General features: G+C 56.8%; 24 protein-coding genes and 2 pseudogenes. 6 read left to right on the top strand and 20 right to left on the bottom strand.

Annotated features, from left to right (window positions below; genetic code table 11):
• Position 1 precedes the first annotated feature (1 nt).
• The 5 genes from RHM55_RS25125 to RHM55_RS25105 all read right to left on the bottom strand — a co-directional run bounded on the left by RHM55_RS25125 (position 2) and on the right by RHM55_RS25105 (position 4,694).
• The gene (locus tag RHM55_RS25125) at positions 2–1,111 is read right to left on the bottom strand and encodes a glycine betaine/L-proline ABC transporter ATP-binding protein (RefSeq protein WP_322178821.1); all 1,110 of its coding nucleotides are present in this window, start codon (positions 1,109–1,111) and stop codon (positions 2–4) included.
• Positions 1,101–1,991, bottom strand: a complete 891-nt coding sequence (locus tag RHM55_RS25120) for a proline/glycine betaine ABC transporter permease (protein WP_322178820.1) — start codon at positions 1,989–1,991, stop codon at positions 1,101–1,103. The genes RHM55_RS25125 and RHM55_RS25120 overlap by 11 nt, the downstream gene beginning before the upstream one ends.
• 127 nt (positions 1,992–2,118) lie before the next feature.
• On the bottom strand, positions 2,119–3,018 hold the full coding sequence (locus tag RHM55_RS25115; protein ID WP_322178819.1) for an ABC transporter substrate-binding protein: 900 nt from the start codon (positions 3,016–3,018) through the stop codon (positions 2,119–2,121).
• Between the two features lie 143 nt (positions 3,019–3,161).
• Positions 3,162–4,001: a pyrroline-5-carboxylate reductase family protein gene (locus RHM55_RS25110; RefSeq protein ID WP_322178818.1), complete on the bottom strand. Its 840-nt coding sequence runs from the start codon at positions 3,999–4,001 to the stop codon at positions 3,162–3,164.
• A gap of 33 nt (positions 4,002–4,034) precedes the next feature.
• A complete protein-coding gene (locus RHM55_RS25105) occupies positions 4,035–4,694 on the bottom strand; it encodes a TetR/AcrR family transcriptional regulator (protein ID WP_322178817.1) in 660 nt (219 codons plus the stop codon).
• Between the two features lie 135 nt (positions 4,695–4,829).
• On the opposite strand from RHM55_RS25105, the gene RHM55_RS25100 reads away from it, so the two are divergent.
• The 3 genes from RHM55_RS25100 (at position 4,830) to RHM55_RS25090 (ending at position 8,319) form a co-directional block, all read left to right on the top strand.
• Positions 4,830–6,866: an NADH:flavin oxidoreductase gene (locus tag RHM55_RS25100; protein WP_322178816.1), complete on the top strand. Its 2,037-nt coding sequence runs from the start codon at positions 4,830–4,832 to the stop codon at positions 6,864–6,866.
• Between the two features lie 29 nt (positions 6,867–6,895).
• Positions 6,896–7,273 (top strand): cupin domain-containing protein, encoded by a 378-nt coding sequence (locus RHM55_RS25095; protein ID WP_322178815.1) that lies wholly within the window; start codon positions 6,896–6,898, stop codon positions 7,271–7,273.
• A 104-nt stretch (positions 7,274–7,377) separates the two neighbouring features.
• Entirely contained in the window at positions 7,378–8,319 is a 942-nt protein-coding gene (locus RHM55_RS25090) for an IS5 family transposase (RefSeq protein WP_322178814.1), read from the top strand.
• A gap of 390 nt (positions 8,320–8,709) precedes the next feature.
• On the opposite strand, the gene RHM55_RS25085 is transcribed toward RHM55_RS25090, so the two are convergent.
• Entirely contained in the window at positions 8,710–10,392 is a 1,683-nt protein-coding gene (locus RHM55_RS25085) for a penicillin-binding protein 2 (RefSeq protein ID WP_322178813.1), read from the bottom strand.
• Between the two features lie 335 nt (positions 10,393–10,727).
• Here RHM55_RS25085 and RHM55_RS25080 point away from each other — a divergent pair.
• Positions 10,728–11,210 (top strand): annotated as a pseudogene (locus tag RHM55_RS25080) (transposase); the annotation flags it as partial.
• A 31-nt stretch (positions 11,211–11,241) separates the two neighbouring features.
• A complete protein-coding gene (locus RHM55_RS25075) occupies positions 11,242–11,691 on the top strand; it encodes an ATP-binding cassette domain-containing protein (protein ID WP_322178812.1) in 450 nt (149 codons plus the stop codon).
• On the opposite strand, the gene RHM55_RS25070 is transcribed toward RHM55_RS25075, so the two are convergent.
• The 14 genes and pseudogenes from RHM55_RS25070 to RHM55_RS25005 all read right to left on the bottom strand — a co-directional run bounded on the left by RHM55_RS25070 (position 11,658) and on the right by RHM55_RS25005 (position 24,894).
• On the bottom strand, positions 11,658–12,281 hold the full coding sequence (locus RHM55_RS25070; protein WP_322178811.1) for an NIPSNAP family protein: 624 nt from the start codon (positions 12,279–12,281) through the stop codon (positions 11,658–11,660). The two genes, RHM55_RS25075 and RHM55_RS25070, sit on opposite strands and share 34 nt — an antisense overlap.
• Positions 12,282–12,416: 135 nt before the next feature.
• The gene (locus RHM55_RS25065; RefSeq protein ID WP_322178810.1) at positions 12,417–13,415 is read right to left on the bottom strand and encodes a 3-hydroxybutyryl-CoA dehydrogenase; all 999 of its coding nucleotides are present in this window, start codon (positions 13,413–13,415) and stop codon (positions 12,417–12,419) included.
• Positions 13,412–14,518, bottom strand: a complete 1,107-nt coding sequence (locus tag RHM55_RS25060; RefSeq protein WP_322178809.1) for an NAD/NADP-dependent octopine/nopaline dehydrogenase family protein — start codon at positions 14,516–14,518, stop codon at positions 13,412–13,414. The genes RHM55_RS25065 and RHM55_RS25060 overlap by 4 nt, the downstream gene beginning before the upstream one ends.
• Before the next feature lie 215 nt (positions 14,519–14,733).
• Positions 14,734–15,806 (bottom strand): annotated as a pseudogene (locus tag RHM55_RS25055) (alpha-hydroxy acid oxidase).
• Positions 15,807–16,009: 203 nt separating this feature from the next.
• Complete coding sequence (locus tag RHM55_RS25050; protein ID WP_322178808.1) at positions 16,010–17,287, bottom strand: OprD family porin; 1,278 nt, start codon at positions 17,285–17,287, stop codon at positions 16,010–16,012.
• A gap of 226 nt (positions 17,288–17,513) precedes the next feature.
• Entirely contained in the window at positions 17,514–18,014 is a 501-nt protein-coding gene (locus tag RHM55_RS25045; RefSeq protein ID WP_150632634.1) for a flavin reductase, read from the bottom strand.
• Positions 18,015–18,033: 19 nt separating this feature from the next.
• A complete protein-coding gene (locus RHM55_RS25040) occupies positions 18,034–18,993 on the bottom strand; it encodes a PDR/VanB family oxidoreductase (RefSeq protein ID WP_322178807.1) in 960 nt (319 codons plus the stop codon).
• Between the two features lie 79 nt (positions 18,994–19,072).
• A complete protein-coding gene (locus RHM55_RS25035) occupies positions 19,073–19,813 on the bottom strand; it encodes an SDR family NAD(P)-dependent oxidoreductase (protein ID WP_322178806.1) in 741 nt (246 codons plus the stop codon).
• Between the two features lie 10 nt (positions 19,814–19,823).
• Positions 19,824–20,303, bottom strand: coding sequence for an aromatic-ring-hydroxylating dioxygenase subunit beta (locus tag RHM55_RS25030; RefSeq protein WP_322178805.1), 480 nt, complete (start codon positions 20,301–20,303; stop codon positions 19,824–19,826).
• 15 nt (positions 20,304–20,318) lie between these two features.
• Entirely contained in the window at positions 20,319–21,593 is a 1,275-nt protein-coding gene (locus RHM55_RS25025) for an aromatic ring-hydroxylating dioxygenase subunit alpha (protein WP_322178804.1), read from the bottom strand.
• A 53-nt stretch (positions 21,594–21,646) separates the two neighbouring features.
• Positions 21,647–22,180 (bottom strand): nuclear transport factor 2 family protein, encoded by a 534-nt coding sequence (locus tag RHM55_RS25020; RefSeq protein WP_322178803.1) that lies wholly within the window; start codon positions 22,178–22,180, stop codon positions 21,647–21,649.
• 16 nt (positions 22,181–22,196) lie between these two features.
• Positions 22,197–22,556: an IacB protein gene (locus tag RHM55_RS25015; protein ID WP_084317862.1), complete on the bottom strand. Its 360-nt coding sequence runs from the start codon at positions 22,554–22,556 to the stop codon at positions 22,197–22,199.
• A gap of 26 nt (positions 22,557–22,582) precedes the next feature.
• Positions 22,583–23,755, bottom strand: coding sequence for an acyl-CoA dehydrogenase family protein (locus tag RHM55_RS25010; protein WP_322178802.1), 1,173 nt, complete (start codon positions 23,753–23,755; stop codon positions 22,583–22,585).
• 26 nt (positions 23,756–23,781) lie between these two features.
• Entirely contained in the window at positions 23,782–24,894 is a 1,113-nt protein-coding gene (locus tag RHM55_RS25005) for an amidase (RefSeq protein WP_322178801.1), read from the bottom strand.
• A 777-nt stretch (positions 24,895–25,671) separates the two neighbouring features.
• On the opposite strand from RHM55_RS25005, the gene RHM55_RS25000 reads away from it, so the two are divergent.
• Entirely contained in the window at positions 25,672–26,823 is a 1,152-nt protein-coding gene (locus RHM55_RS25000; RefSeq protein WP_322178800.1) for an ABC transporter substrate-binding protein, read from the top strand.
• Positions 26,824–26,912: the final 89 nt, after the last annotated feature.

Genomic DNA, 26,912 nt, shown 5'->3' with positions numbered 1-26,912 from the left:
ATTACTCTTCGGCGAGCCGTGTCGCTTTCGCCGCGGTTCGTAGCTGAACCACCTGCGATTCCTCACTCACTGTCGAGGTGACCATCGTCGCAATAATCGACTTCAGCGCCAACTGCCCCACAGGCCGACCCTGGCTGTCAGTGACCACCAATTCATCGAGTCCCGCTTCAACCAGTCGTTTGACCGCAGACTCGAGTGACGTCCCCATGGGCACTGCAAGCATTGTTCCGGCCTTCACCCTAACAAAAGGACGCATGATTGCCTCGACGCTGATCACCCGGCCACGGTTCACTTCCTTGACGAAGTTAGCAATGTAATCGTCGGCAGGACTCATGACGATCTCCTGCCGGGTGCCTTGTTGCACCACCTCACCGTCACGCAAGATCGCGATACGATCACCTATGCGCAGCGCCTCATCAAGATCATGGGTAATGAACACGATGGTCTTCCTGATCTCTTTTTGCAGATCCAGAAGCACCGATTGCATGTCCATGCGGATTAACGGATCAAGTGCCGAGAACGCTTCATCCATCAACAGGATCGGCGCATCGCTGGCCAGTGCCCGGGCTAGGCCGACACGTTGCTGCATGCCTCCGGACAGCTGATTGGGATAGCGCCCCTCGTAACCTTTGAGCCCAACCCGATCCAGCCAGCCCCTGGCGATCTCTACTTGCCTGCCACGAGGCAATCCCTGGATCTCCAGACCATAGACTGCGTTGTCGAGCACGGTCCGGTTCGGTAGTAGCGCGAACTTCTGAAACACCATGGAAATGCTATGCCGGCGAAATTCCCGCAGGTCGCTCGGGCTCATCTTGAGCACATTCACGCCACCGACGATGACTTCGCCGGCCGTGGGTTCGATCAATCGGTTGATGTGGCGGATCAAGGTCGATTTGCCCGACCCGGAAAGCCCCATGATCACCTGAATGCCTCCAGAGGGCATGTTGATATTGATGTCCTTCAAACCCAGCACATGACTGTGATTGCTCAGCAACTCAGCCTTGCTCATGCCCTGTTTGACGCGCTCGATACTGGCTTGCGCCTGGTAACCGAAAATCTTATAGAGATGCTTGATTTCGATGCCGAAATCGTTGGTCAGATTAGTGGCCATGAACCATCTCCAGATGCTTTTGCAATCTTCTGCCGTAGGCTTGGCTGACCCGGTCGAAGATCACCGCAATGCCTACAATGGCCAGGCCGTTGAACATGCCCAAGGTGAAGTATTGGTTGGAAATGGCTTTGAGCACCGGTTGCACGAGCCCCTGAACCCCGATCATCGACGCGATGACCACCATGGCCAGCGCCATCATAATCGTCTGGTTGATGCCAGCCATGATCGATGGCAATGCCAGAGGTAACTGGACGTTTTTCAGTTTCTGCCAACCGGACGAACCAAAAGCGTCGGCGCACTCCAGCATCTCGGCATCGACGTGGCGGATGCCGAGATTGGTCAGACGAATCATCGGTGGCAAAGCATAGACCACCACCGCAATCAGCCCCGCGACCTTGCCGATGCCCAGTAACATCACCACCGGAATCAGGTAGACAAAACTCGGCAGAGTCTGCATTACGTCGAGTACCGGGCTGACCAGGTTCTGCAGACGATTAGAGCGGGCCATGGCAATGCCGGTCGGCAAGCCGATGACAATGGATATCACGGTGCAAACGAAGATCATCGACAGAGTTTTCATCGTGTCGGTCCACATGTCCAGATACCCGATCGCCATCAGCGTGAGCACGCAACCCAGGACAATTTTCCAGCTGCGGCTGGCGAACCAGGCAATCAAGGCAACCAGCAAAATGATAATCGGCCATGGCGTCGTGGTCATGAACCTTTCGGACTGATTGAGGAAAGTTTGCAACGGCTGGAAAAAAACTTCGAAGCTATCGCCGTAGGTGCTGGTGAAATTGCGAAAGGCACCGTCGATGGCCTTTTTCAAAGCCCGAAGTCTTTCGTCCTCCATATGTGGAAAGCCTAATAGCCACTCCATAACATTCCCCTTTTGTAGAAGACCGTAAGAACGCTGGCAGGTCATTTCAATACACGGGTGTTTTTATTTTTATCGGCGCGCAAGGGGCAATGCAGCATGCCGCAACGGGCTGCATTGACCCGAGGGTTTAAAGCGCAGCCTTGATCTTGCCAGACGCTTCGGGAGTGACCCACTGACGCCAGAGTGCTTCGTTGTTTTTCAGGAAGTACTTGGCCCCTTCCTCGCCGGTGGCCTGGTTATCGGTCATCCAGGCAATCAGTTTGTTCACCGTTTCGTTGGACCAGGCGCGCTTGTTCAGGTACGCCATGACGTTTGGCGAACGAGTGGAGAAGGACTTGGTGGTCAAGGTAAATACCCGATCGATCGGCCAGCCATTGGGTTGGGGATCAGAACAGTCGGCGACCGTGTTGCAACGCTTCCACTCCACCGGATCGACAGCATGACCATTTTCCAGCTTCACCATTGGGTACTTGCCCAACAAGGCGGTGGGTGCCCAATAAAACCCCAGCCAAGGCGCCTTGCGCTCGTAGGCTTTGGCAATGGACCCGTCCAGCGCCGCCGCCGAACCGGTGTCAACCAGCACAAAACCGGCCTTTTCAAACCCGTAGGCTTTGTAGAACTGGGCCGTTACCACGGTGCCGCCCCAACCTTGCGGGCCGTTGTAGATCGCGCCTTTTTTTGCGTCGTCAGGGGCCGGGAAGAGTTCGGGATGCTTCTTCACATCGTCGAAACTCTTGATGTCCGGATGGGCATCGGCGATGTATTTCGGAATCCACCAGCCTTGAGAGCCACCGTCGGATAACGAGCTCGCTGCCTGAACCAGATTACCGCTTTGAATACCCGTCTTGGCGACCTCAGGAACCAGGTCGATCCAACCTTCAGGGGCGATATCGGGCCGACCTTTTTCGACCATTGAGGTGATGGTTGGTACTGTATCCCCCGTCACCAGATCGGCATTACAACCGTAGCCTGCATTGAGAATCAGCTTGTCAACGTTGGCCATCACTTCAGCCGATTGCCAGTTCATGTTGGCGATCGTCACATCACCACACTCAGACGCTGATACCCAACCACTGAAGGCCATGATCCCTAGTGCAAGTCCTGTCTTCGAGAAAAACTTTATATTCATAAACGCTAACCTCGATTGCGGCCAGAGTTAAGGAGGGCCAACTACCGCGTCATTGGACCTTCTTTCGTGTCAGCAGAATGGGCAATTGGACTCATCGAACTGGCGACTGAGGTCGCCGAATCCAGACCTGCTTTTATTGTTTTATCGAAGCCGTTTGCAATCATGGCTTCGAGGCCCGCAGCTGTGACGCCGCGATAGCTGACGAACGCTTGCAGGAGTTCATCGACGGAGTGTCCATTGCCGATCAGTTGGCTGGCATCCACCACCACCGCATTGGCTGCGCGTCGGGCAATGGCGGGAGGCAAGCCACTGTTCACGGCATGTTGGAACAGGCTGCGAGCCAGCAACGCCGGGTAAGCAGGCCCTGTTCCCACCAGCGCTGTCAGGTAATTCAACTGGTGTTCGGTGAAGACTTCATCGGCGCTGCCGAAGATTTCGAACAGCCGCTGGGCGAACGCTTTCTGCTCGTCGGTGACCTCTTGCGTGACCAACCAGGGCGTATAGGACCTGCCGATCTCTGCGGCGGCATTGACCATGGCGCGAATCACCTGCCGACTGCCAGTACGCTGCATCACGTCTTCCAGGGACACGCCGGCCATCAACGAAATCACCAGTCGGTTTTCAGCAAAAATCTTTACATCGACAAACTGCTCGGGGCGTACGGACACGATGACCACATCACAACGTTCCACCAGTTCCTGATTGTTGCGCGTTACCATCACCTGCGACCACTTGGGACTCGATAATGGATTGCTTGCGGAGCGGTTCGAAAGCACCAACGCACCGGGCTGGATAAAAGCCCTGTCGAGCATCGCCTGGGCTATCGAGCGGCCAAGCCATCCCGATCCGCCGATAATACCTATCGTGGGCTCGTCGAACATTTTGAACCTGCCTTCGTCAGTCAGAAGTTGCGGTCAGTCAGGGGTTGGCGGTGAAACTTCATCCATCACATACCCATGGCGGGAGTAGAAGCGTTTCAATTCGCGATCCAGTGGTTCCTGGCCGGTGAATATCTTCACGTACTCTGGAATCCGCCGCATTCGCTCCCCGACATCCTCTCGGGTGTTGGTGCTGATATAGCCAATCTGCGTCAGGTAAATCGTTCGAGCCCGCACATCGGCGGCGTCAAATGCATAGTCGAAACGCACGAACATCCGGATAAGGGCTTCGCGCCGGGCAATGTCGGCCACCCGGATATGTTCGGCCACTTCGGCGGACTGCAAGGCCCAGCTGCGCATGGCAAATTCAAACTGAGAATCGAACAGGTCCGGGTTCAGCCAACAGTCGAAAACGTTGAGCATCGCCTCAGCAATGCTTTCGGCATAACACTCGGTCTGGGCGATCAGATTGCCAGTATTCTTCACCCGCCAGCGCTCGATCAATGCGACGAGCAGCTCTTCACGATCCTTGAAAAACCAGTAAAAACTGGTTCTCGACAGCCCCAGTTTTTTGGCCAGTGGCATCACCCGCACCGTGTCGACACCGCACTCGGTCAGGCTTTCATACGCTGCATCGAGCCACCCTTCCAGGGACCCTCTCCAGCCTGTTTCTACCGCTTTGGTTTGTTCGTTCATGACTCGATCCTAGTCGCTCACCCGATACCGCGCAAGTAAAATGTACACCTATGTCTATCTTGTTGACACAGGTGTACATTTCACCCTAACGTAATTTCAACTTAGGTCCTTGCCCTCTTCCGGAGAGTCTTGACGATGCTGAATGATCCGCTCCTCCAGCCCTATCAGTTGAAGCACCTGATTCTCAGAAACCGCATCATGACCACCGCCCACGAGCCGGCCTATCCCGTAGATGGCATGCCCAAGGACCTCTATCGCGCCTACCACGTTGAACGGGCGAAGGCTGGCGTGGCCCTGACCATGACGGCGGGGTCTGCTGCGGTTTCGCGAGACAGCCCACCGGTGTTCAACAACATCCTGGCCTACAAGGATGAGGTGGTCGGCTGGATGAGAGACCTCACCGACGCCTGCCACGAACATGGCGCGGCGGTCATGATCCAGTTGACCCACCTCGGTCGGCGCACACGCTGGGACAAGGGGGACTGGTTGCCCGTGGTGTCACCGTCATTCGAGCGCGAAGCCTCCCATCGCTCTTTCCCGAAGAAGATGGAAAACTGGGATGTGGAACGAATCATCAAGGACTATGCGGACGCCGCCGAGCGGATGAAAGCTGCGGGCCTGGATGGCATCGAACTGCAGGCCTACGGGCATCTGATGGATCAGTTCTGGTCGCCGCTGACCAACGACCTCGATGCCCCGTATGGCGGTTCCATCGACAACCGGCTGCGTTTTACCTTCGACATCCTCCGCGCCATTCGCCAGCGCGTCGGCCATGAGTTCATCGTCGGCGTGCGTTATACCGGCGACGAGCAAATGCCCGGCGGACTGACCCCGGCCGACGGTCTGGACATCTCCAGGCGCCTGAAAGACAGCGGCATGGTGGACTTTCTCAACGTTATCCGCGGCCATATCGACACCGACGCCGGCCTGACCGACGTAATTCCGATCCAGGGCATGCGCAACTCGCCGCACCTGGACTTCGCCGGAGAGATTCGCGCCGCCACCGACTTCCCCACCTTTCATGCGGCGAAAATTCCGGACGTCGCCACCGCCCGCCATGCCATCGCCTCGGGAAAGATCGACATGGTTGGCATGACCCGCGCGCACATGACCGATCCACATATCGTGCGCAAAATTATCGAGGGACGCGAAGAGGATATTCGCCCCTGTGTCGGAGCCAACTATTGCCTGGACCGGATCTACCAGGGCGGTGCGGCCTATTGCATCCACAACCCGGCCACCGGCCGTGAAACCACTATGCCTCATGACATCCCCAAGGCGGCGAGAAAACGCAAAATCGTGATTGTCGGTGCTGGTGTCGCCGGGCTGGAAGCGGCGCGAGTGGCGGCCGAGCGCGGTCATGAGGTAGTGGTATTCGAAGCCACCAACCAGGCCGGCGGCCAGGTTCGGCTCACTGCGCAATCGGAGCGGCGGCGGGAAATGATCAGCATCGTCGAGTGGCGCATGGCCCAGTGCATGGCCCGAGGTGTCAGCTTTCGTTTCAATACCTGGGCCGAGGCCAGCACTGTCCACGACGAAAACCCGGACGTGGTGATAATCGCCACCGGCGGCCTGCCCCACACCGAGATTCTCTCGGCAGGCAATGAGCTGGTGGTCTCGGCCTGGGACATTATCTCCGGGGATGTGAAACCCGGGCGCAATGTCCTGCTGTTCGACGACGCCGGTGATCATGCGGGCCTGCAGGCGGCCGAGTTCATCGCCCGAAGTGGCGCAAAAATCGAGATCATGACACCGGACCGGACCTTCGCACCGGAAGTCATGGCGATGAACCTGGTGCCCTACATGCGCTCACTGCAAGCGCTGGACACCACCTTCACCGTCACCTTCCGACTGCTCGCCGTCGAGCGCGAAGGTCAATATCTGCTGGCGATGATCGACAGTGACTACGGCAGTGCACGCAAGGTCCGGCGGGTCGATCAAGTGGTGGTCAACCACGGCACCCGACCGCTGGACGAACTGTACTTCGAATTGAAATCCGCCTCGAGCAACGGTGGCGTGGTTGAACATCAGGACCTGATCGTCGGCAACCCGCAACAGCTAGTGACCAACCCGGAGGGCAGATTCCAGTTGTTTCGCATTGGCGATGCGGTGGCTGCGCGTAACACCCACGCAGCGATCTACGATGCGTTGAGACTGGTCAAGGACTTGTAAACGAACCCGCTGCCCAGGTGAAGACAAACATGTCAAAAAATGAAACACCATTCTGGAGAATCGCTGGAAAACACGGCACTCACGGGCCGGTCGAAGGCTCTACCTATTACTCGTCTTCGGCTGATGATTGGCTGCCGACAACGGCTGAAGGTTTCTGGATCAAACCGCTGTTCGAGGACACCGAACGCGGTGAAAAGACCCTATTGATGAAAGTCGACGCAGGCGCTCATGTCGCCAGCCATACCCATAAAGGGGAGCTTGAACAACTGTTCGTACTGCAAGGCTCACTTTATGATCAGGATAGAACACTGAACGTCGGCGACTACTGTTGCCGGGCTCCGGACGCGGCACACAGTGCAGGGTCGGTACAAGGGGCTATTTTGATGGTGATTTATACCCGCCGGTGAACAGGAGCTGCATACGAAGGACAGAAAGCGTTAGGGAAACTCTGAAAAAGACTTCCAAATCTGGTGAAAAACGCCTGTCCCACGAACTGAACGGTTGAGCCCCGATGAAGCAAATGTCCTTCGCTGATGCCGAATACGCTGGCAAACGTAAGCAAACCCGCCGCGAGCGTTTCCTGATTGCATTGATCGAGCCGCATTATCCGAAGGGCGAAGGCGGTCGTCCGGCGTATCCGTTGATGGCCATGCTGCGGGTTCATCTGATGCAAAACTGGTTCGGCTACAGCGACCCGGCGATGGAAGAGTCCCTCTACGAAACCACGATTCTGCGCCAGTTTGCCGGGCTGCATTTGGATCGGATTCCGGGTGAAACCACGATCCTCAACTTCCGCTGGCGGTTGGAAAAACATGAGCTGGCCGGTGGAATTTTGCAGGTCATCAACGGCTATTTGGGCGACCGAGGTTTGCTGCTACGCCAAGGTACTGTGGTCGATGCGACGATCATTCATGCGCCCAGTTCGACCAAGAACAAGGATGGTAAACGCGACCCCGAAATACACCAGACAAAGAAAGGAAATCAGTACTATTTCGGGATGAAATCGCACATCGGTGTCGATGCTGAATCCGGTCTGGTGCATAGCGTAGTGGGTACGGCGGCGAATGTGGCGGACGTGACTCAGGTCGATCAGTTGCTGCATGGCGAGGAAACTTACGTCTCTGGCGATGCCGGTTACACCGGCGTGGAGAAGCGTCCGGAGCATCAACACCGGCAGATGATCTGGTCGATCGCAGCGCGACCCAGTAGCTATAAGAAGCATGCAAAAAAGAGCCTGATCGGTCGCATACGCCGAAAAATCGAATACGCGAAAGCTCAAGTCCGGGCCAAAGTTGAGCATCCATTCCAGGTGATTAAGCGCCAGTTTGGTTATACGAAAGTCCGCTTCCGAGGCGTGGTGAAAAACACCGTACAACAGACCACACTGTTTGCCTTATCGAACCTGTGGATGATGCGAAAACGGCTGTTGAATGCAGGCGAGGTGCGCCTGTGATGCGGACAATTAGCCCTGAAAAGGTGTTATTCAGCAAAAAACAGCGAACTGAACTGAGAGGAGGAAAGGTCTGATTTTCGATTCAGTCGCCGTTTTTTGAACCTCAAACAGCGAGGCCGTTAAAAACGGCTGCTTACTTCAGACCCTCCCTAGTTGGCAGCTGATTTTGTCAGCCCGGGGCATGAGTCCCTCATGGGGCCTTTGGTGTCGCGGATTGAGGCCCATGGATCATGTATTGTGATGCCCTACGCACTCAAAAGCTCAACAGATATAAGGCTGTGATAGATCTCAACGAATGACTTTCATTGATAAAAAAGTGCCACCCTGATGAACGTCGGGTATGTTCGCTTCTACCTAATGTCAGGCCGTCGCAAAACGTTCTGTGTCAAATCAACCCTGGACTGCTGGTAGAGTCTGGCTTTGATCACTCTGTACATTTCTGATGCGAAGCACGTCCTCTAAAACCTCCTTGAAAATAGGTGCTGCAATCGCTCCTCCGAAGTAACCTTTAGCGGTGGGCTCATCCACCAAAACAGCCATGATGAACTCAGGTGCATTGGCCGGTGCAATACCCACGAACATGGCTCTGTATGCGTTGTTTTGATATCCGCCTCTGGACGCCTTGCGTGATGTTCCGCTTTTTCCGGCAATTACATAACCTTTGATTGCTGCGCGCTTTCCTCCTGCCCCAGGCCCATCAACTGCGTGCACCAGCATTTCCAGAATCCTGTTCGCGACCTCCGGTTTCATGACGTTTCGGGGTGGATGAGCTTCGTTTTTTATTATCGATAATGGAATCAGGTCTCCATTATTTGCAAAAACGGTATAGGCCTGAACCAATTGAGCCAAATTGACCGACAAACTGTATCCGTATGAAAGGCTCGCAGTGGCTATATCCGACCATGCTGTCCTAGTTGGAACAGAACCAACACTTTCTCCAGGAAAAAAGACGGAGGTGCTATTTCCGAATCCCAGGTCAAGTAGCATTTGAGAGATGATTTTTCCACCTGTTGGTATTGCGATTTTACTCATGCCAACATTAGAGGATCGACGAATGATACCTGCTAGATCTAACTGATCATCCCTTCCCACATCACGAATAGTATAGCCATTGATCTTAACAAAACCTGGCGCTATCTGAATCATAGCGTTTTTGTCAACGATACCTGCCGTTAACACGGCGGCCATGCTGAATGGTTTTATTACTGAACCCGGCTCATACACATCAGTAAATACACGATTTCGAATCACATTCGGGCTAAAGCTTTTTCGAGAATTAGGATTGAATGAAGGCACTGTGGATATCGCCAGTATCTCTCCTGTTTTTGCGTGTATAAGAATTGCGCTCACAGACTGGGCTTTATTATATGCAAGTGCTTTCCATAGCGCTTTTTCAACGTAGTATTGCAGGGTGGAGTCTATTGTCAGGTATACATTTTTTCCAGGAGTCAGGGGCTTGTGAACAAGGATTTCTCTTGTGACGCGTTTGTGTAAGTTCAAGGTGAGCTCTTCAAGGCCAAACGCTCCTGAAAGTCGCTGATCATACATTAGCTCAATGCCTTCGATGCCTTTCTGGTCAATATTGGTAAAGCCTAACGTCTGAGCTAACATCGATGATTGGGGGTAGAATCGCTTGTACTCTTTTCGCTCATAAACTCCGAAAATAGACAAGGCTTCTACCTTTTTCGCGGTCTCTGGAGAAACCCTTCTTGCTAAATAGGCGAACGATTTTCCTTGGGTATTCAATTTCAAATAGCTAATTCGTGAAGCATCAATATTAAGATGCTCGCTTAATAATTCTACTTGCTGTTTTGTTGGAGAAAATTGTTTAGGGTTAACCCATATTGTGCTTACGGGGGTAGAGACCGCCATGGGCTGATTGAATCGGTCAAAAATGGTGCCGCGAACTGGAATTGTCTCAATTAGGCGCGTAGATCGTTTGCGGCCTTCGTCGTTTAGAAACTCATGAGAAAAAATAGAAAGATAGGTAATTCTCGCCATAAGGACTATCGCTAGAGAGCAAAAAATAACTAAAACCGTCATAAATCTCGGATTTCGCGTTAGGAGGCTCATGTAGGTTTCCTGATTTATTCGTGCGACGGCAAATCAGCCTAACGAACTTGTGGTTTTTTTGCTTTGTAATATCCAGAAACAGCTTCGTATATTAATATCCATGTAAAAGGTTTATTTTTTGTTGATCTCTATGTTGAAGTTTTGATGTTATGTTTTTTTGCTCTCTCTCCAAAAAAACATAACAATTGGTGGCTAGCCGGATGTTGAGCATTTTCGTCCGACCTACCATGAGGCCTATTTGCGACGTGGCAAGTACCCCACAGCATGCTAGGGATTCTCCGAACAAGTCCTCAAATGTGCTGGAATACACCCTCACCACCTGACCTGAGCCTCGCATGAGTCAGATGAGCTTTTCCGATTTCAAATATGCAGGCAAGCGCAAGCAAACCCGTCGTGAACGCTTCCTTGCCGAAATGGATCAGGTGGTGCTCTGGAGTGGTTTGTTGGGGTTGATCGAACCGTATTACCCGAAGGCTGGTGGTGGCCGTAAACCGTATCCGCTGGAGACCATGCTGCGCATTCATCTGCTGCAAAACTGTTTCGCCCTGAGCGACCCGGCCATGGAAGAAGCGCTCTATGAAATCACCCCCATGCGCCAGTTTGCCCATCTCACGCTGAGTGCGCCGATCCCTGAAGACACTGCGATCATGAACTTCCGGCACCTGCTGGAGAAACACTCGCTGACGCCTGCGATTCTCGCCGTCATCAACGGTTATTTGCAGGAAAAAGGTCTTTCCCTGCGTCAGGACACTATTGTCAACGCCTCGATTATTCACGCGCCCGGCTCGACCAAAAACGAGGAAGGCAAACGCGACCCAGGGTAAGTAGGACCTGGCACGGATCTACCAGTTGTTTCCACGGTTACAGGAACGCCAGGATCAGTTGTCGAAAACCCTCTCTGGTGACGAACAGCAGATCATGGTGGTCGCCCGCGCCCTGTTGACCAACCCGCAATTGTTGATTTTCGACGAGACAACCGAAGGCTTGGCGCCGATCATTCGCGGAACCATCTGGAGTTGCCTGGCGAGCTTGAAAGCCGAAGGCGAGGCGATTCTGGTCCTACAAGAACCTCAAGGAAATGGCCCGGGCGGTCGACTGCCATCACATCATCGAAAAGGGCCGACAGGTTTGGCACGGTATGCATGTGCAACTGGCCGAAACACCAGAATTATCCTGGCGCTACTTGGGCGTCTGAAACCCAAGGCTCGTGGTGCGACGTTCCCCTTCTGGGGGAACGGCCTTGCTTACAAAGGGTTCGGCAAATCTCATTGCAGTGGCGAAAAGCTCGCAGGCAGGTAGATCGTCGAATGCATGTCGCGCAGTTGCGGGCCTGAATTTTCCGGCGGCCAGACGCCGTCCTGTACGGCACGTGCGCGCACGTCCAGTCGTTGTTCGAGTGAGGCGTAAGGCCAGATGTGCAGGTAACGCGGCAGTTGACCGTCAGTGGCGTAGAAGGCGGCATACACCGGGGAGTACTGCACGTCTGTTCGTGGCCCTACGGCTTTTTCCCAGCCCTTGAGCGTGGGAGCCAGGCCCGATGGCATGAGGTCGTAGACGCGAAGTTCATAGAACGGCCCGTGGCACCCGGCAGACAGTGGCTGGATAAAGGGAAACAACGTGTAGCTTTCCACGCGCATGTCCGTCAGATACGCCTCGATGCCAAACACGTCGGCACTCGACAGATAACGTTCGCGCTCAGCCTGGCGAGACGCCTCGTCGACAAAACCACGCAACACCGCGATCTGATTCAGCGGGCCGATTTCCGACGCCCAGCAGCCGACCAGTTTCACTGCGGCGTCATCGACGGCCAGTCGCTGCTCCAGACAAGCCATGGCAGTGGCAACAGTGCGCACCCGCACGGTGAACGTGATCAATTCGTACAGTTTCATGACAACCTCGATTCAGGACCAGACAAATGCATGGATGACCTGCATCCACCACGGAAAAACCGACGCAGCCATAACGGCGCGCCGGTTGTGCAACCAAGTCGTGAAGCTGTCGCGATCACACGTCAGCTTCCGCGCTCAGGACGTTGCCACGCCACCGTTGAACACCGGCGACAGCCCCATCAACTCAAGCTTGCGGGTGAACTCACCCAGCCTCTGCAGTTTGTAGGCCTCCAAGTCAACGTCCTGGTAATCATAAAAACCCTGACCTTCGCGCAGCCCGTTCCGCCCTTGCGCCATGTTCTCGGCAATGACTTTGGGTGGCAGGAAACGTGGATCGATGGCTTCAGCCAGGTAATGGGAGGCATAGAACAGAATGTCGCCGCCGCCCCAGTCGATAAACTCAAGCATCCCCAGCACGGAGAAACGCAGACCGAAACCAACGCGAATCGCGGTGTCGATGTCCTCGGCACTGGCCACCCCCTCCTCGACCATTCGCGCCGCTTCATTCATCGCCAGTGCCTGGATTCTCGGCACGATGTAACCGGCTGCCGGGGAGCATTGCACGGGCACTTTGCCGATGCGCTTGAGCAATGCCATCAGGCGTTGCACCACCTGCGGGCAAGTGTCCTTGCTGCGGCTGACTTCGACCAGCGGCATCAGGAGCGCCGGGTTCAGCCAATGGGCATTGACGAAGCGTTGCGGGTGCGTGACCAATGCCGCCAGCTGCGTCACCAGAAAGGTCGATGTCGTCGATGCAATCATCGTTTCATCGCCACACGCAGCACTCAGCCAAGCGAACGTCAGGGCCTTGAGTTCAAGCACTTCAGGCACGGCTTCGAACACGACAGCGGCACTGTGCAAATCGTCGCCACTGCCTTCGCGATCACTCAAGCGTAAATGGCTCATCGCCTGTTCGACTTGTGCCGGATCGAGTGATCCCAAACGCGCAAGCGTTGCCAGTTCGCCGCGCAAGTGGCCCTCGATCTGGCGGAAGTAGCGGTCCTGCGCCACGGGCTCGCGTTGTTTGATATCGATCAGGGTCACCGGCAGTCCGGCGAACATGAACGCTAAAGCAATGCCCTCGCCCATGCGCCCCGCGCCGACGATACAGATGCGTTGCGGATCGGCGCTCATGCCTGCAACCCCTGGTTCATGCACTGCGCCATTTCGCTGCGGCTCAGTTGATCCAGCCCGAGGTTTTCCAGGGTTCGACCCTCGGCGTACAGGTCGATGCCACTGACCACGGTGGCCAGGTTCAACAGGCCCTGAGCGACCGGTGTCGGCACGCCGGCCCAGCGCCCAACCGACACTAGAAACGACAAGCCCAGTCGTGTGTCTTCAAGCATGTAGCGGTGCTTTTGCAGGTCGATGTCTTCACGCCAATCGCCGCTATCGGTCAGTTTGCCGTGAGCGCCGCGACCGTACATCCACTCATCGCCGTCGGTGGCGTAATGATCAGCCAGCGGGAAATGCGGTGCGCCATAGCCCAGTGCTTCACGAACGGCGATACGCTCGGCGTCGAGGGCATTGGTCACGCGACGAATCGAAGGTACAGTCCCTTCGTTGTGAATGTCCCACGTCTCGAAATGCTCAAGTGGACCCGCGTTCATAAGGATCAACGGCGGATGAATGATTGGCCCGGCGTTCATCAGCGCGCCGCTGAGTGCATCTTCGATCGGTTCGACGCTGGGGTAAGCCTCGCGCAATACGGCGAACGCCGACTCGCTCAAACGACTCGGAAAAACTCCGGTCGGCAGACGGGTCGCGTAGCCGCTGATCACCACCTGGTTATCGCCATGCTTACGCGCCAGATAGGGCAAGGTGCCGGTCTCCGCAAACGCCACCTCGCTGTGATTCCCCGCCTTCGCCATTGCCTGGGCGAACATCATGCTGCCAAACGTCCCCGGCGGCAGGAACACCACTTGCCCGTCGCGCAACAAGGGAGCCAGTTCGCTGGCAAGGGCTTCGTGGGAGGTCGACGGCAAGGCAATGACCAACAACTGAGCATCGGCCACGGCCTGTGCCAGATCGGCCGTCAAGGTCAGGGCATCCCCGACCTGCCCCAGGCTCAAGCGTCGTTCGCCACGAAAGTCGCGCACGAGCAGATGGCCGAGGCCTTGCAGTTTTTCCAGCGCGGCACTGTCTCGGCGCCACAACCGCACCGAATGGCCTTTCTCCGCCAACTCTATCGCTGCCGCGTAGCAACCGTGACCGCCGCCGATAACACTGATATTCATGAAAGCACTCCTGTAGAAGAGCCTCGATCCTAGCAACGGCCCCGGCGAGCCACTGCGCGAAACGCGCAAGCGTCATTCCGATTCTGCAACGCAATAGACTGGTCGAGTGCGACCACGATCAGTGTGGGAGCGGGCTTGCTCGCGAAGGGGCCGGTACATTCAACATTGATTTCGTCTGACACGCCGCCATCGAGTAAGCTCGCGCCCACAAATGCTCAAGCGCGTCGTCGCTCGAACACGCTGTCGCCGTCAAGGTGGTTTAGGTGGGTGCAGCCCATCAGGTTCATGGTCCGCGCCAGTTCTTCCGTCAATACGTCCAGCGCCCGGCCAGCACCGTCTTCACCTGCCACCGCCACGCCGTAAAGGGTGGAGCGCCCTAGCAGCACGGCATCGGCCCCCAGCGCGAGCGCTTTGACGATGTCGCTGCCACGCCGGATCCCGCCATCCAGCAGCAGGCTGAGTTTGCCTTTCGCCTGAGGCGCGATGGCCGCCAGTGCATCGAGGCTGCCGAGGGCACCGTCCAGTTGGCGGCCGCCGTGATTGGACACCACCACACCGTCAAGCCCGAGGGCGATGGCTCGCTCCATTGATCACGCAAACGCGCCAGCATGTCCCAATCGAGCAAGGTGTCCATCTGCTTGCCGACAAACGCCATTGATCCCAAGGGATTGCGCTCACTCGGCGGCAAGTAAGGTTCAAGGTTGCCCATGCCAGGCAGCCCCGATGGCCACATCACTTGCTTGAGCCAACGCGGGTGACGGACAACGTCAAACTTGTTGCGCCATGTCAGCTGTCGCGGCCTGGCGAAACTGCGTCGGTCCCACTCGCGATTGCCTAGCACCATCGCATCACAGGTCAACACCAGAGTCCGGCAACCGACAGCGGCGGCGCGCTGCAACAGGTTTTTTTGCACCGCCGGATCGCGCATGGCGTACAGCTGAAACCACAGGTCGACATCAGGCGCCGCCGCGACGAGGTCTTCAAGTGAAGTGTTGGACGCGGTGCTCAGGCTGAACGGCAAACCACGTGCCGTTGCAGCCTTGGCCAAGTGAATGTCGGCATCGCGGTGCAACAGACCGTTGTAGCCCGTCGGCCCGATCAGCATCGGCATTGGCAGCACCTTGCCGAACAACGCGCGAGACGTGTCGGGCGCATGGCAGGGCACCATGGCTCTGGCGTGCAGGCCATAAGCACTGAACGCGTCGAGATTATCCTTGAGCGTCAATTCGGCTTCCGCGCCGCCGCTGAGGTATTCCCAGACGAAGTAAGGCACGCGTCGCCGAGCCATGTCGGCCAGTTCGGCAATGCTGTGCACACGATTCAAGTCAGAACCGGTATAGAAACGACGCATAGGTCATCCTCGTAGGGCGGATAAAAACCGCTGCGAAAAAAAGCCCGGAAGGAGCGATCCGGGCAAAGGAAAACCAGTGTTGAAAAACCTTTGCCCGATGCGCGGGCAACCCGGAAGCCGCGAACGGCTCCCGGGGGATTTCAGAACTTCCAGGTGTAGGTGGTGATCAGGCGGTTCTCCTGATAGTCCGCACCCGACGCACTGCCATTGCCATAACGCGTCTTAACGTCAATGCGGCGCCATTCGAAACCCACATCTTTGAGCGGACCGCTTTGCACCACATAGCCGAGCACGATGTTGCGTTCGCTTTCGACGTTTTGGTCGAGGGCATTGTTGCCCCGGTCGACACCCGTGCCGCGCATGTAACGCGTCATCAATTTCAGACCCGGCAAACCGATGCCCGCGAAGTTGTAGTCATAACGCAATTGCCAGGAGCTTTCGTTCGGCTTGACGAACGCCACTGTCGACCAGTTCACCAGGTAAGGCTGCGGTGCATAGCCGTTGAGCGTCGGGAATGTCGACTCGCCAAGCATGCGCTGATAGCCGACACCGAAAGCATGGGCACCCTTCTTCAGGGTCGTCATGATCCCGTAGGACCTGTTGTCGATGTCGCCGTATAACGCCTTGCCGTCCTCGCTGTTATTGAAGTAACGGAGGTCGGTCTTCACGCCGTAACCGGCCCCCAGATCATGGTTATAAGTCAAACCGAGATAGTGTTGTTTGTAGATATCTTCCAACTGGCCGAAGAAGTAAGTGCCGGACAAGTTCGGCGTAAACGCATACGTGGCGCCCCCAAAGTTCAAACCGTCACTGCGACGTTTAACGTCGGGCCCATTGAACAAGTACATCTTCTCGGTATTGGAAGACTCCCGGGAGCTGATCTCGGTAAAACGGCCACCGGTCAGCGTCAGGTTGTCCACGTCTTTCGATTCGAGCTGCACGCCGTGATAGGTGGTGATTAATTGCCGGGAGTCGTCGATGTAAGCCACCGGCAACGTCGGTCGAAGTTCACCTATCTTGAGTTCGGTTTTGTTGTAACGAACCTTGCCGGTCAGCGCCGCACGGCCATAGTCCCGGACTTGTTCGCCCTTGCTGGTGTCGTACGGAATGATGCTGTCCGGACCACGGCCACCGCCGCCGTCCAGGCGATAGGCGTACTGCGCCGAGAGGTCCAGGCCAAACTGTAGCGTGCCTTCGGTGTAACCCGAGATCGCCCGAAAATCGAAGCCTTGGGTCCAACTGCCGATCCGCGATTGCGGCGCATCATGCTGTTTGAAATCGCGGTCGATATAGAAGTTGCGCATCCCCAGACTGACTTGGCTGTCGTCTACGAAGTCAGCCTGCGCAACCACAGGTGTGAAGATCCCCATCACGGCCGCGGTGGTGACGCCACGGCTTACCCAGCTCTTCTGGAACATCAAACTTTCCTTCTTTTTTACATGCACGAAGGCACGACTAGTGGAAGCAGATCAATTCAGCAAAAGTGAAACTTTGGCAGTCAATCCGCAGTATTATTTTTATAACCACTTACTGCAAAAAAGTCGTAACGCAGTCGTTCGCCAGAACAGCGAAAACCGCTTTATAGTTATTTTAAACACTCAACGATCATGGAAAGTCTTATCGTTTTTTTGGGGCAATCCAACATCAGGAAGTTGCTTTAGAGGCATCCCCCAAACGGTGGTAGGCGCGATTGAAATACACAAGGCCTTCCTGGCTGTCGCCATTACGGATGCCCAATACTTCGCAATAGAAAATTGTGTGCGATCCCACTTCATGAGCCTGGGCGATACGGCAGTCGAAACTGACCAGTGACTCATCAAGCAACGGCGCACCGCTCTCCAGGGTGCTCCATGATGCGCAGGAAAAGCGCTGTTCGGTATCGAGATTGCGGTTGGAAAAAGCCCCCGACACCTCCTGATGCCCAGGGGTCAGCACGTTGACGCTCAGCACACCGTTGCTCTTGAAATGCACGTTGGAAAACGACGAGCGATTCATGCACACCAACAGCGTCGGTGGCTGGTCAGTCACGCTGCACACCGCCGAAGCGGTAAACCCGAAACGACCCGCAGGACCATCGGTGGTGATGACCGAAACCGCGCCACCAAGCATTGCCATTGAGTTACGAAATCCAGTTGTATCGACCATGGTCTTACCCTCCGGTCTATCAGATATCCAGCACCAGTTTCTTGGACTTGGCCCGGGAACAGCACACCAGAATCTGGTCATTGGCAGATTTTTCGTCATCCGTGAGATAGATGTCGCGATGATCCGGTTCGCCTTCGATAACGTCGCACAAGCACGTGCCGCAAACGCCTTGCTCACACGACACTTCAATCTTGATGCCCACGGCAGTCAGCGCATCGACGATGCTCTGGCCCTCGGCAACCTGTACGGTCTTGCCGCTGCGCTGGGCGACCACTTCGAAACCGGCGCCCGAAGCGTCGACTTCGACCTGGAAGTATTCGCGGTGCACATGATCGTCGGCGTACCCCGCTTCCAGGACCTGGGCAATGACCCAGTCCATGAAACCGGCCGGTCCGCAGACATACACGTGTACGCCAGCTTGTGGAGTGCCCAGCACTTTTGGTAGGTCGAGTTTCTGGTCGGCGGCTTCGTCGTCAAAGTGGGTGTTCAACCGCGACGCAAACGCAGCGTTACCCAGCTCCTCGAGAAAGGCGCTGCGGCTGCGTGAACGACCGCAATAATGCAGTTCGAAATCGCTGTCGCGGGCATTCAGCGCGTAAGCCATGGCCACCATCGGGGTGATGCCGATACCGCCGCCGATCAGGATCGAACGCCTGGCATCGCTGGCCAGCGGAAAGTGATTGCGTGGCAGGCTGATCTCGATTTCACGACCTTCCTGTAGCAGTTCATGCACCGCCACCGAACCGCCACGCGAGGCGGGATCCTTGAGTACGCCCAAGCGATAGGCGCCTGCGTTGGCCGGATCACCGCACAGCGAATACTGGCGAACCAGACCGGTCTTGAGGTGGATATCGACATGCGCGCCCGCCTCGAAGGCGGGCAAAGGCTGTCCCGTCGGATCACTCAGATCCAGTACGACAACACCTTCGCCCTGTTCTTCACGCTTGCGCACGACGACTTTCAATAATTGATCGCTCATACAGGACCATCCCGATTTCGTTGTAAGGGGGCGCATCTGGGCACCCCCGACTGCTTTTTCAAACCGTGTAACCGTGGACTCAGCGCATGAAGATCCCGCCGTTCACATCCCAGGTCGCCCCGGTGGTGAAGTAGGCGTCTTCGCTGGCCAGTTGCACGATCAGCTTGCCGATGAACGCGGCGTTACCCAATTGCTTGACCGGGATCGCCTCTATCAGTTTTTCCAGGCGCTCGGGCGGCACGGCGGCGCGCACCGCCGGCGATTCGATAGGGCCCGGGGCGATAGCGTTGACCGTGACACCGGACGCCGCCAGCTCCTTGGCGAAGATCTTGGTCAAGGTAATGATGGCGCCCTTGGATGCGGCGTAATGCGCGCCGGTTGCGGTGCCGCCGTTCTGCCCGGCCAGGGAAGCCATGTTGATGATCCTCCCGTAACCCTGGGCCGCCAGATAGCTGCCGAACACCTGGCAGCCGACAAAAGTGCCGCGCTGATTGACGCTCACAACACGGTCGAACTCTTCCGGGCTGATCTGCATCACCGGTGTGGTCATGGTCATCGCGGCGTTGTTCACCACCACCTGCAATTCACCCCAATGCGCCACGACGGCCGCCAGCGCGTCTTCGAAATCGGCCTTCCTCGATACATCGAGCTTGAGCGCCAGGACCCGTTCACCCGTGGCATCGAGTTCAGTGGCGGTGACCCGTGCTGATTCCAGCGAACGGTCGCTGATCACGACCCGATAGCCGGCGTTCAGCAGTTGCTCGGCAATGCTTTTGCCCAGCCCCTGGGCCGCGCCGGTGACCAATGCAACCTGTGTCATGGCAACGTCCTCAGAGGATGTAGCCGATACCGGCGAGGGTATCGGTGGAGTTGATCAGCTGGATCACCTTGCGCTGAATCTTGAAACTGTCACCGCTGCGCACCAGTTCAAACGTGACATCGGCGGTGTACTGCTTGAGCACATCCTTGCGGAACTCACGCAGGTTCTGCGCACAACGCACGGTGACAATTCCGTCTTCATCTGAAAGCACGCGAAAGCGCGACTGACTGCGCACGGTGCGTGCCCGCGGGGTGGTCGAAATCGATTCGCCGCTGGTCAATCGGGTGACACGCAACTGACGCATGTGGTGATCATCGTAGGCGTAGTTCAGGGTGTTCTCGAAGTCGGTTTCCAGCGGATCGATCGGGATGATGTAGGTCGCGTTCTCGGTCCACAGATCGAGCCAGTCGACGAAATCGCCGTGATCGAGCATGTCCGCTTCCTGCCAGATGAAAGCGCTGACTTGGTTGAGCAATTGCAGATTGTTCATGGTGTTCTCCGTCACTCAGGCCGACATCATCTTTTTCCACTGCTGGTAGCCAGCACGCATGCCGGTCTCGGCGCTCACATCGCTCACCAGCCCGTCTTCGGATGCCTTTTCACCCGGCAAGCCGCGGTTGAGCATGATCCACAGATCGGTGCCGGCACTGGCGCCGCGCTGTACGCGCTCCCAGGCTTCGGAATCGTCCGGGGTACCAAAACCCATCGGGCCCTGGAAGTGCTCATGCAGGCGCAGGCGATAGCGGTTGGCCACGGCCGGGCCACCGTCCATGGTGATGACGGCGTGATGGATTTCGGTTTCGTTCACCGCGATCGGTTGCAACACCCGGAAGAACGCCATGGAACAAGCGATGTTCGGGAACAGGTTGAGGTTGAAGCCCGAACCGCCGACCGCACGCACGATGCGACGGACCGATTCTTCGTCCTGGCCTTCGGCGCGCAACTGCGCGGCCAGGTCTTCGAAACGCTCAGGGATCGGCAAGTCGAGGTTGGCTTCCAGGTCGACCAGGTCAGGGATCATCACCATCACGCTGTGTCCGTTGCCGAGGTCTTCGACGTAGCCCGGTCCTTCGACGAAGTCGAAGAGCTCCAGAGTCTGTTCATCCACGGACGACAGGAACGACTTGTGCACCAGCGGGAAGTGGTAGGCGTCGGTGGTGTTTTCCAGCTGGATCTTCCAGTTGCCGGGGAAGCGGAAGCGGTGCTCTCCACCCACTTTGACCGGGTAGCCGGCGCCCTGCTTCATGAACAGGTCGATCCACTTCTTTGCCGGGCCGAGGAAGTCAGCGAGGGGCTCGATGTCATCCTTGAAGGTGGCGAAGATCATGCCGTTGTATTGCTCGACACGCAGGCTGACCAAAGGCAGTTCGCCCTTGTCCAGGCAATCGGCGTAGCTTTCCGGGTGCGGCACACCGCGCAAGCTGCCATCCAGGGCATAGCTCCAGCCGTGATAAGGGCAGACAAAACTGTTGGTCTTACCCTTCTTGTGTTCGCACACCGTTGCGCCACGATGGCGGCAGCGGTTGAGCAACACATGCACTTCTTTCTTGCGGTCGCGCACGACGATCACCGGCTGCTTGCCGATATAGGTGCTCTTGTAGCTGCCGGACTCCGGGATCTCACTGCCGTGAGCGACCCAGATCCAGGTGCTGTAGAAAATCTTGTCCAGCTCCTGATCGAAGATTTTGCTGTCGGTGTACAGCGACGTGTGAACGCGGTCATGCAGGACCAGATCGGAAGGACTGGCGTCGAGCGTTACGGTGTTTATCAGGTTACTCACGATCACTCCTCGTCGGCATTATTCGCCGACTCTAAGAATTCTGGGTGTTACTTTCAGGACTGGCCGGACTTACCAGGTACGGGCAGGTGCGCGGCATTGTTCCAGGTGTCTACCGGTCGGCTGAACAGGTTCTCGGTCTGAAAATGCGCCATGCGCCACTGCCCTTTTTTCTGGGCGAACCGCACGGTCAGGCGGGCGCTGTTGAGGTGCGAGGCACCCGAGGCAAAGGTCGAAGTCTGCAACATCACCCAACTGGCATCTGCGGTCTCACCGCTGACCCGGATCAGTTCCGAGGTCAGGAAGTGCACGTTCAGCGAAAAGTGCGCCGGTTCGACCATGTAGGTTGCGAACATCGCTTTGATCGCCTCACGCCCGTGGTAACCGCCAAAGCTATTCTGGTACTTGGCACCCTTACCTTCCCAGATCGCCTGCTCGGTGAACAACCCGGCCAGTTCCTCGAGCGGGGAATCCACGCCCAGCTCGTCGCACAAAGACATGTAGCGATTCATGCAGGCGCGGATCGCGTTCTCGCTTTCCAACTGCTCGAGCCGCTGTTCCAGTGCGCGCAAATGCTCTTGTGATGACATGGCGACTTCTCTCGACTCAGCGCTGGATGATCAGTTCGCGACCGGTACGGGCCTCGACCTTGCAATACTTCCAGAGTTTGTAAGGGCCATTGCCGACATCCGTGGTGCGAAACAGATTGCAGGCGGCGTGGACGGTTTCGATGTCGGGTACATCGGCCAGCAAGTAAGTCGTCCAGGGCCAGCCGGCAGACGGGCCGACCATGCTCTGATCGTCGTCCATGTTGCCCAGCACGGTGACGCCTGGCAGGTCGGCGATGCCGTTCCACATGGCGCCGAAAGCGGCCCAGACTTCCAGCGCTTCAGGACGCGGAGCATCGAAAAAGTTTTGGTTGATGCCTATGCAGAACAAAACTCGCAGGGCTTTTTTATCGGTCATGGGGTTCACCAATCAGTAGGAAAAAATTACAGGTAGCCAGGCAGCGGCTTATTGCCGAAGAAGATCGCGCCCGCGTTCTGGTAGGTCATATCGCCCATGAAGGCGTGCTGGGTAATGACTTGGGTGTCGTTGACAAAACGCGACAGAGGACTGGTGCGGTACACCCCGCTCATTCCCGATAGCATTTGCGCGGTGCGCGCAACATCGGCGGCGACACGCGTGGCGTGGGTCGAAGACAAGCGCAGCATATTGGTCTGCTCGACGCTCACCGGGTCGCCGGCCAGAACGCTGGTCCAGGCATCGTCGATGGACTGGTAGAACCACGAACGTGCAGCGCGCAGCGACGCTTCGGCCTTGGCCATCTCGACCTGGGCCAGCGGCCGGTCGGACAACGACGGCGCACCGGTCACGGAGATTCGGCCACTGGCCATGCCGCTCAACTCATCAAGTGCCGCACGAGCAACGCCCAGGCCAACCACAGACAACACCTGTGTGGCGAACGACAGTGACGGATAGCGGAAGAACGGCTCGTCAAGACTCGATGGACCGCCGCGTACGAAGGTCCACTCCTCCGGCACCACCACGCCTTCGACGACGACATCATGGCTACCAGTGCCGACCAGGCCGACGACATTCCAGGTTTCCTCGATTCTGACCTTTTCCCGAGGCATCACCGCCAGTCGTGGCAGGCCGAGCATCTCGCCATTTTTCGGGCTGATACCCACGCCGATGAGCGACGCGCCCATGCAACCGCTGGAAAATTTCCAGCGCCCATTGACCTCCAGGCCACCGTCAACAAAGGATGCAGGCTGCGGAGGGAAGATCCCGCCGGCGAACACCACGTCAGGCGAATCGGCATAGATTTTCTTGATGGTTTCCAGCGGCAACGCCGCCAGGTAAACCGGGCTCATACCGAAGCTGGCGACCCAACCGGCGGAGCCATCGGCGAACGAGATATCTTCCACCATCTGGCAAAACTCGGCCGGCGAACGCTCGTCGCCGCCGAAGCGTTTGGGCACCAGAGCCCGATAGACGCCGAGCTTGCGGAACTGCTCGATAACGTCCTGCGAGATGAATTTTTGTTGGTCGAATTCTTCGCTTCGAGCACGCGCACGAATCTCGACCAGCAGTTTCTGAAACGCTTCATTCGCCGTGATCGGCACGCAGCGCTGGTGATTCAGCTCGCTTGGCGCAGTCATGGGTTTCTCCATAGTAAGCATCACGATTACTCTTCCAGGCGCCGGACCAGTTCGCGGGCGACTGCACACAGCAGTTCGTCCGCGCCATGGGCGGCAATGAGTTGAAGGCCGACCGGAAGTCCCGAGGCGCTTTCCAGAGGAATGCTCAGAGCCGGATGACCGGAAAGGTTGAAAGCACGCACCAGGGAGGTCATGCCCAGGGCGGCGCGAGTGTCGGCCGCGTCGGCGACCAGCAACGGGAAGTCGGGCATGGTCGGCATGGCCAGAATCGGGGTGATGGCCAAGGCTGCGTCCACTTCTGCGATAAACGCGCGACGGATGATTTCGGCTTCTTCAACGGACTCGGCCGTGGTCAGACTGGCCGCGCGCAGACGGTCGGCGACATCGCTGCCAACCCGACAGGTTTGCAGAAGATGGCCACACGCTGCCCAGGTTTCGGCGTTGATGATCACCATGCCGGCGTCATACGCGGCGGCCATGCCAGGCAGCTTCTGCTCAAGTAACTTGAAGCGCGAACGGCCCAGCGCCTGGTTCACCACCGAGTGGATTTGTTCGTTGGCCTCTACCGCGACCACGCCGATAGCAAGATGCTCAGGCACCGGGATGGAGGCGAACGAGGGATCAATGATGTGCATCGCTTCAATCAAGCGTTCCATATCCCGTGCCAGGGGACCTACGCAATCGAGGGTACTGCGCGCAGGCATCACACCCTGACGGCTGACACGACCAAAGGTTGGCTTGAGACCAAATACACCACAGCACGCCGCTGGAATCCGTACCGAACCGCCGGTATCGGTGCCCAGCGCGAAGTCGCAAAGGCCTGCCGCCACCGCAGCTGCCGAACCACTGGAAGAGCCGCCCGGTATATAGCCCGGATAGCGCGGATTGGAGGCCGTGCCAGTCCATGCGTTGAGGCCGGTGGTGCCGAATGCCAATTCATGCAGGCTGGTTTTACCGGTGATCCGGCAGCCCGCATCCAGAACAGACTGGACCACGCGTGCATGTTCGCCTGCCGCCGGCGCATCGGCCAGGGCGCGGCTTGAAGCGCGGGTCGGATAGCCGGCGATATCGATGGTGTCTTTCACCATGACCGAAAGGCCATTCCCTCCTAAGGCTAAATCCTCAACAACGATCGACATGTTCTTTACCTGCTCGTTATGTGTCACCAGAACGGATGACCTCGGCACGAGGGCCGGGGAAAACGCTTAAATCTAAAATCGTAATATTTACGTGAAATGTCAATTGAATTTTACCAAATAAAAGAGTGTGTATTTTCGGTGCAGACTTTCTCTTTTCGCACCAACGGCGTGCAGTTTGGTAACACTGCCGTAAAAACGAAAAATCCTGAATATTTTATATTTTTACCTTATAAATCAGTTAGTTAATTGTATTTAACGAACAGAAAGCATCGAAACATTCAGAAAAATATTGAGCAGAGGCCTCGCTGAAAAAGCAAACAGGAAAAAATAAATCAGCCCAAAAATTACAGCCAAAAACAGCGTAAAAAATCACTGTTTTTTGATTTTATTATCAGGTGGTTTTTGGTCATTTGAGCGCTTCCTTGATCCAGATCAAAGCCTTGTTTGATATGGCGTGCTGCGGGTTTTTCCCGCCCTTAACATGCCCCACTGCCAGCCCTTCGGATCACCTTGGCCGGCCCGCCTCAAAGCGTTCGCATCAGGCATCGCAGTAACGGCTTTCTGCCTTGCACCGAAAAATTTCTGGCATGCAATCTGCTTTTGCCCTCTTCGCCTTCGACCGATCGCTCATGGTCGAGCAGCACCCTGATGGCTCGGTAACAAACCATGGGTGTCGCCACAGTTCGATAACTAAAACAGGGCCGTACTCGCACCACGTCGTGGTCGGGAAGGCTGGCCATTAGCCTTTTGCAGCGTTGCAACTCTTCGGAGAAAGTCATGCTTTTCAGAAAAGCCGTGCCCACGTTGTTGTTGAGTGCCGCCTGCGCCGCCGCTGCGCAGGCGGATGTGAAAGTCGGTGTCATTACCTCCTCCACCGGACCGATCGCACTGGTCGGACTACCACAGAAAAACACCGTGCCGTTGCTGCCGACCCAGGCCGGCGACCAGGTGGTGAAATACATTTCTCTGGATGATGCGAGCGACCCGACCGCTACGGTGAAGGCGCTGAAGAAGCTGATCGACGAAGAAAATGTCGATGCCATCATCGGCCCGAGCGGCTCGCCCAACGCCATGGGCGTGATCCAGTTCGTCGCCGAGGCAGGCGTGCCATTGCTGGCACCGGTCGGCACCGCTGCAGTGGTGCTGCCAATGACCGAGCAGAAGAAATGGGTATTCAAGACCACGCAGAACGATGACCTGATCGCCAAGGCGCTGTTCGAACACATGGCTAAAAAAGGCGTGAAAACTCTCGGCTTCATCGGCACCGGCGACCCTTATGGCGAGAACTGGGCCAAGGTCATGGCCGGCCTGGCAGCGCAGCAGAATATCAAGGTCGTGGCCAACGAGCGCTTTCAGCGCCAGGACACTTCGGTCACCGGGCAGAGCCTGAAAATTCTCGCCACCCGCCCCGATGCAGTGCTGGTCGCAGCGCCGGGCAGTTCGGCGGTGATGCCGCAGACCACCCTGTTCGATCAGGGCTATCGCGGCCAGGTCTACCAGACCCACGGCGCGGCGCTGCAAGACTTCCTCAAGCTGGGCGGCAAGAAAGTCGAGGGCACCATTCTGGCGGCCAGCCTGATGCTGGTACTGGATGAAATCCCGGACAGCCATCCTTCGAAGAAAATCGCCAGCAACTACACCACGGCCTACGAAAAGCTCAACGGCAGCAAGCCGGCGACCTTCGGCGGGAACACCTTCGATGCCGGTCTGCTGCTACAGCAGGCGATCCCGATTGCAGCCAAAAAAGCGGCACCGGGCACTCCCGAATTTCGTGCAGCCCTGCGTGATGCGCTTGAGCAAAGCCACGAACTGGCCGGCACCCAAGGCGTTTACAACATGACGCCTCAGGACCACAGCGGCTTCGACGAGCGCGGTCGCGAATTGATCGTGGTGAAGAACGGCAACTGGATGTTGTTGCACGACAACTGATCGAAACCCGGGCGCACAGCCCACTGCGCGCCCTGCCCGATTGCCGGCGAGTCAACCCGCGCCGGCAATCGGGCCTGATATTCAATCTG

The organism is Pseudomonas sp. MH9.2 (genome assembly GCF_034353875.1).
Taxonomy (GTDB): domain Bacteria; phylum Pseudomonadota; class Gammaproteobacteria; order Pseudomonadales; family Pseudomonadaceae; genus Aquipseudomonas.
Note: the sequence above shows the minus strand (reverse complement) of the source record. Positions and strands in the feature narration are given on the sequence as shown.

Coding starts and splice junctions, on each gene's coding strand:
- RHM55_RS25125 (WP_322178821.1), bottom strand. CDS start 1,111: ATGGCCACTAATCTGACCAACGATTTCGGCATCGAAATCAAGCATCTC.
- RHM55_RS25120 (WP_322178820.1), bottom strand. CDS start 1,991: ATGGAGTGGCTATTAGGCTTTCCACATATGGAGGACGAAAGACTTCGG.
- RHM55_RS25115 (WP_322178819.1), bottom strand. CDS start 3,018: ATGAACTGGCAATCGGCTGAAGTGATGGCCAACGTTGACAAGCTGATT.
- RHM55_RS25110 (WP_322178818.1), bottom strand. CDS start 4,001: ATGTTCGACGAGCCCACGATAGGTATTATCGGCGGATCGGGATGGCTT.
- RHM55_RS25105 (WP_322178817.1), bottom strand. CDS start 4,694: ATGAACGAACAAACCAAAGCGGTAGAAACAGGCTGGAGAGGGTCCCTG.
- RHM55_RS25100 (WP_322178816.1), top strand. CDS start 4,830: ATGCTGAATGATCCGCTCCTCCAGCCCTATCAGTTGAAGCACCTGATT.
- RHM55_RS25095 (WP_322178815.1), top strand. CDS start 6,896: ATGTCAAAAAATGAAACACCATTCTGGAGAATCGCTGGAAAACACGGC.
- RHM55_RS25090 (WP_322178814.1), top strand. CDS start 7,378: ATGAAGCAAATGTCCTTCGCTGATGCCGAATACGCTGGCAAACGTAAG.
- RHM55_RS25085 (WP_322178813.1), bottom strand. CDS start 10,392: ATGAGCCTCCTAACGCGAAATCCGAGATTTATGACGGTTTTAGTTATT.
- RHM55_RS25070 (WP_322178811.1), bottom strand. CDS start 12,281: ATGAAACTGTACGAATTGATCACGTTCACCGTGCGGGTGCGCACTGTT.
- RHM55_RS25065 (WP_322178810.1), bottom strand. CDS start 13,415: ATGAGCGCCGATCCGCAACGCATCTGTATCGTCGGCGCGGGGCGCATG.
- RHM55_RS25060 (WP_322178809.1), bottom strand. CDS start 14,518: ATGAATATCAGTGTTATCGGCGGCGGTCACGGTTGCTACGCGGCAGCG.
- RHM55_RS25050 (WP_322178808.1), bottom strand. CDS start 17,287: ATGTTCCAGAAGAGCTGGGTAAGCCGTGGCGTCACCACCGCGGCCGTG.
- RHM55_RS25045 (WP_150632634.1), bottom strand. CDS start 18,014: ATGGTCGATACAACTGGATTTCGTAACTCAATGGCAATGCTTGGTGGC.
- RHM55_RS25040 (WP_322178807.1), bottom strand. CDS start 18,993: ATGAGCGATCAATTATTGAAAGTCGTCGTGCGCAAGCGTGAAGAACAG.
- RHM55_RS25035 (WP_322178806.1), bottom strand. CDS start 19,813: ATGACACAGGTTGCATTGGTCACCGGCGCGGCCCAGGGGCTGGGCAAA.
- RHM55_RS25030 (WP_322178805.1), bottom strand. CDS start 20,303: ATGAACAATCTGCAATTGCTCAACCAAGTCAGCGCTTTCATCTGGCAG.
- RHM55_RS25020 (WP_322178803.1), bottom strand. CDS start 22,180: ATGTCATCACAAGAGCATTTGCGCGCACTGGAACAGCGGCTCGAGCAG.
- RHM55_RS25015 (WP_084317862.1), bottom strand. CDS start 22,556: ATGACCGATAAAAAAGCCCTGCGAGTTTTGTTCTGCATAGGCATCAAC.
- RHM55_RS25010 (WP_322178802.1), bottom strand. CDS start 23,755: ATGACTGCGCCAAGCGAGCTGAATCACCAGCGCTGCGTGCCGATCACG.
- RHM55_RS25005 (WP_322178801.1), bottom strand. CDS start 24,894: ATGTCGATCGTTGTTGAGGATTTAGCCTTAGGAGGGAATGGCCTTTCG.
- RHM55_RS25000 (WP_322178800.1), top strand. CDS start 25,672: ATGCTTTTCAGAAAAGCCGTGCCCACGTTGTTGTTGAGTGCCGCCTGC.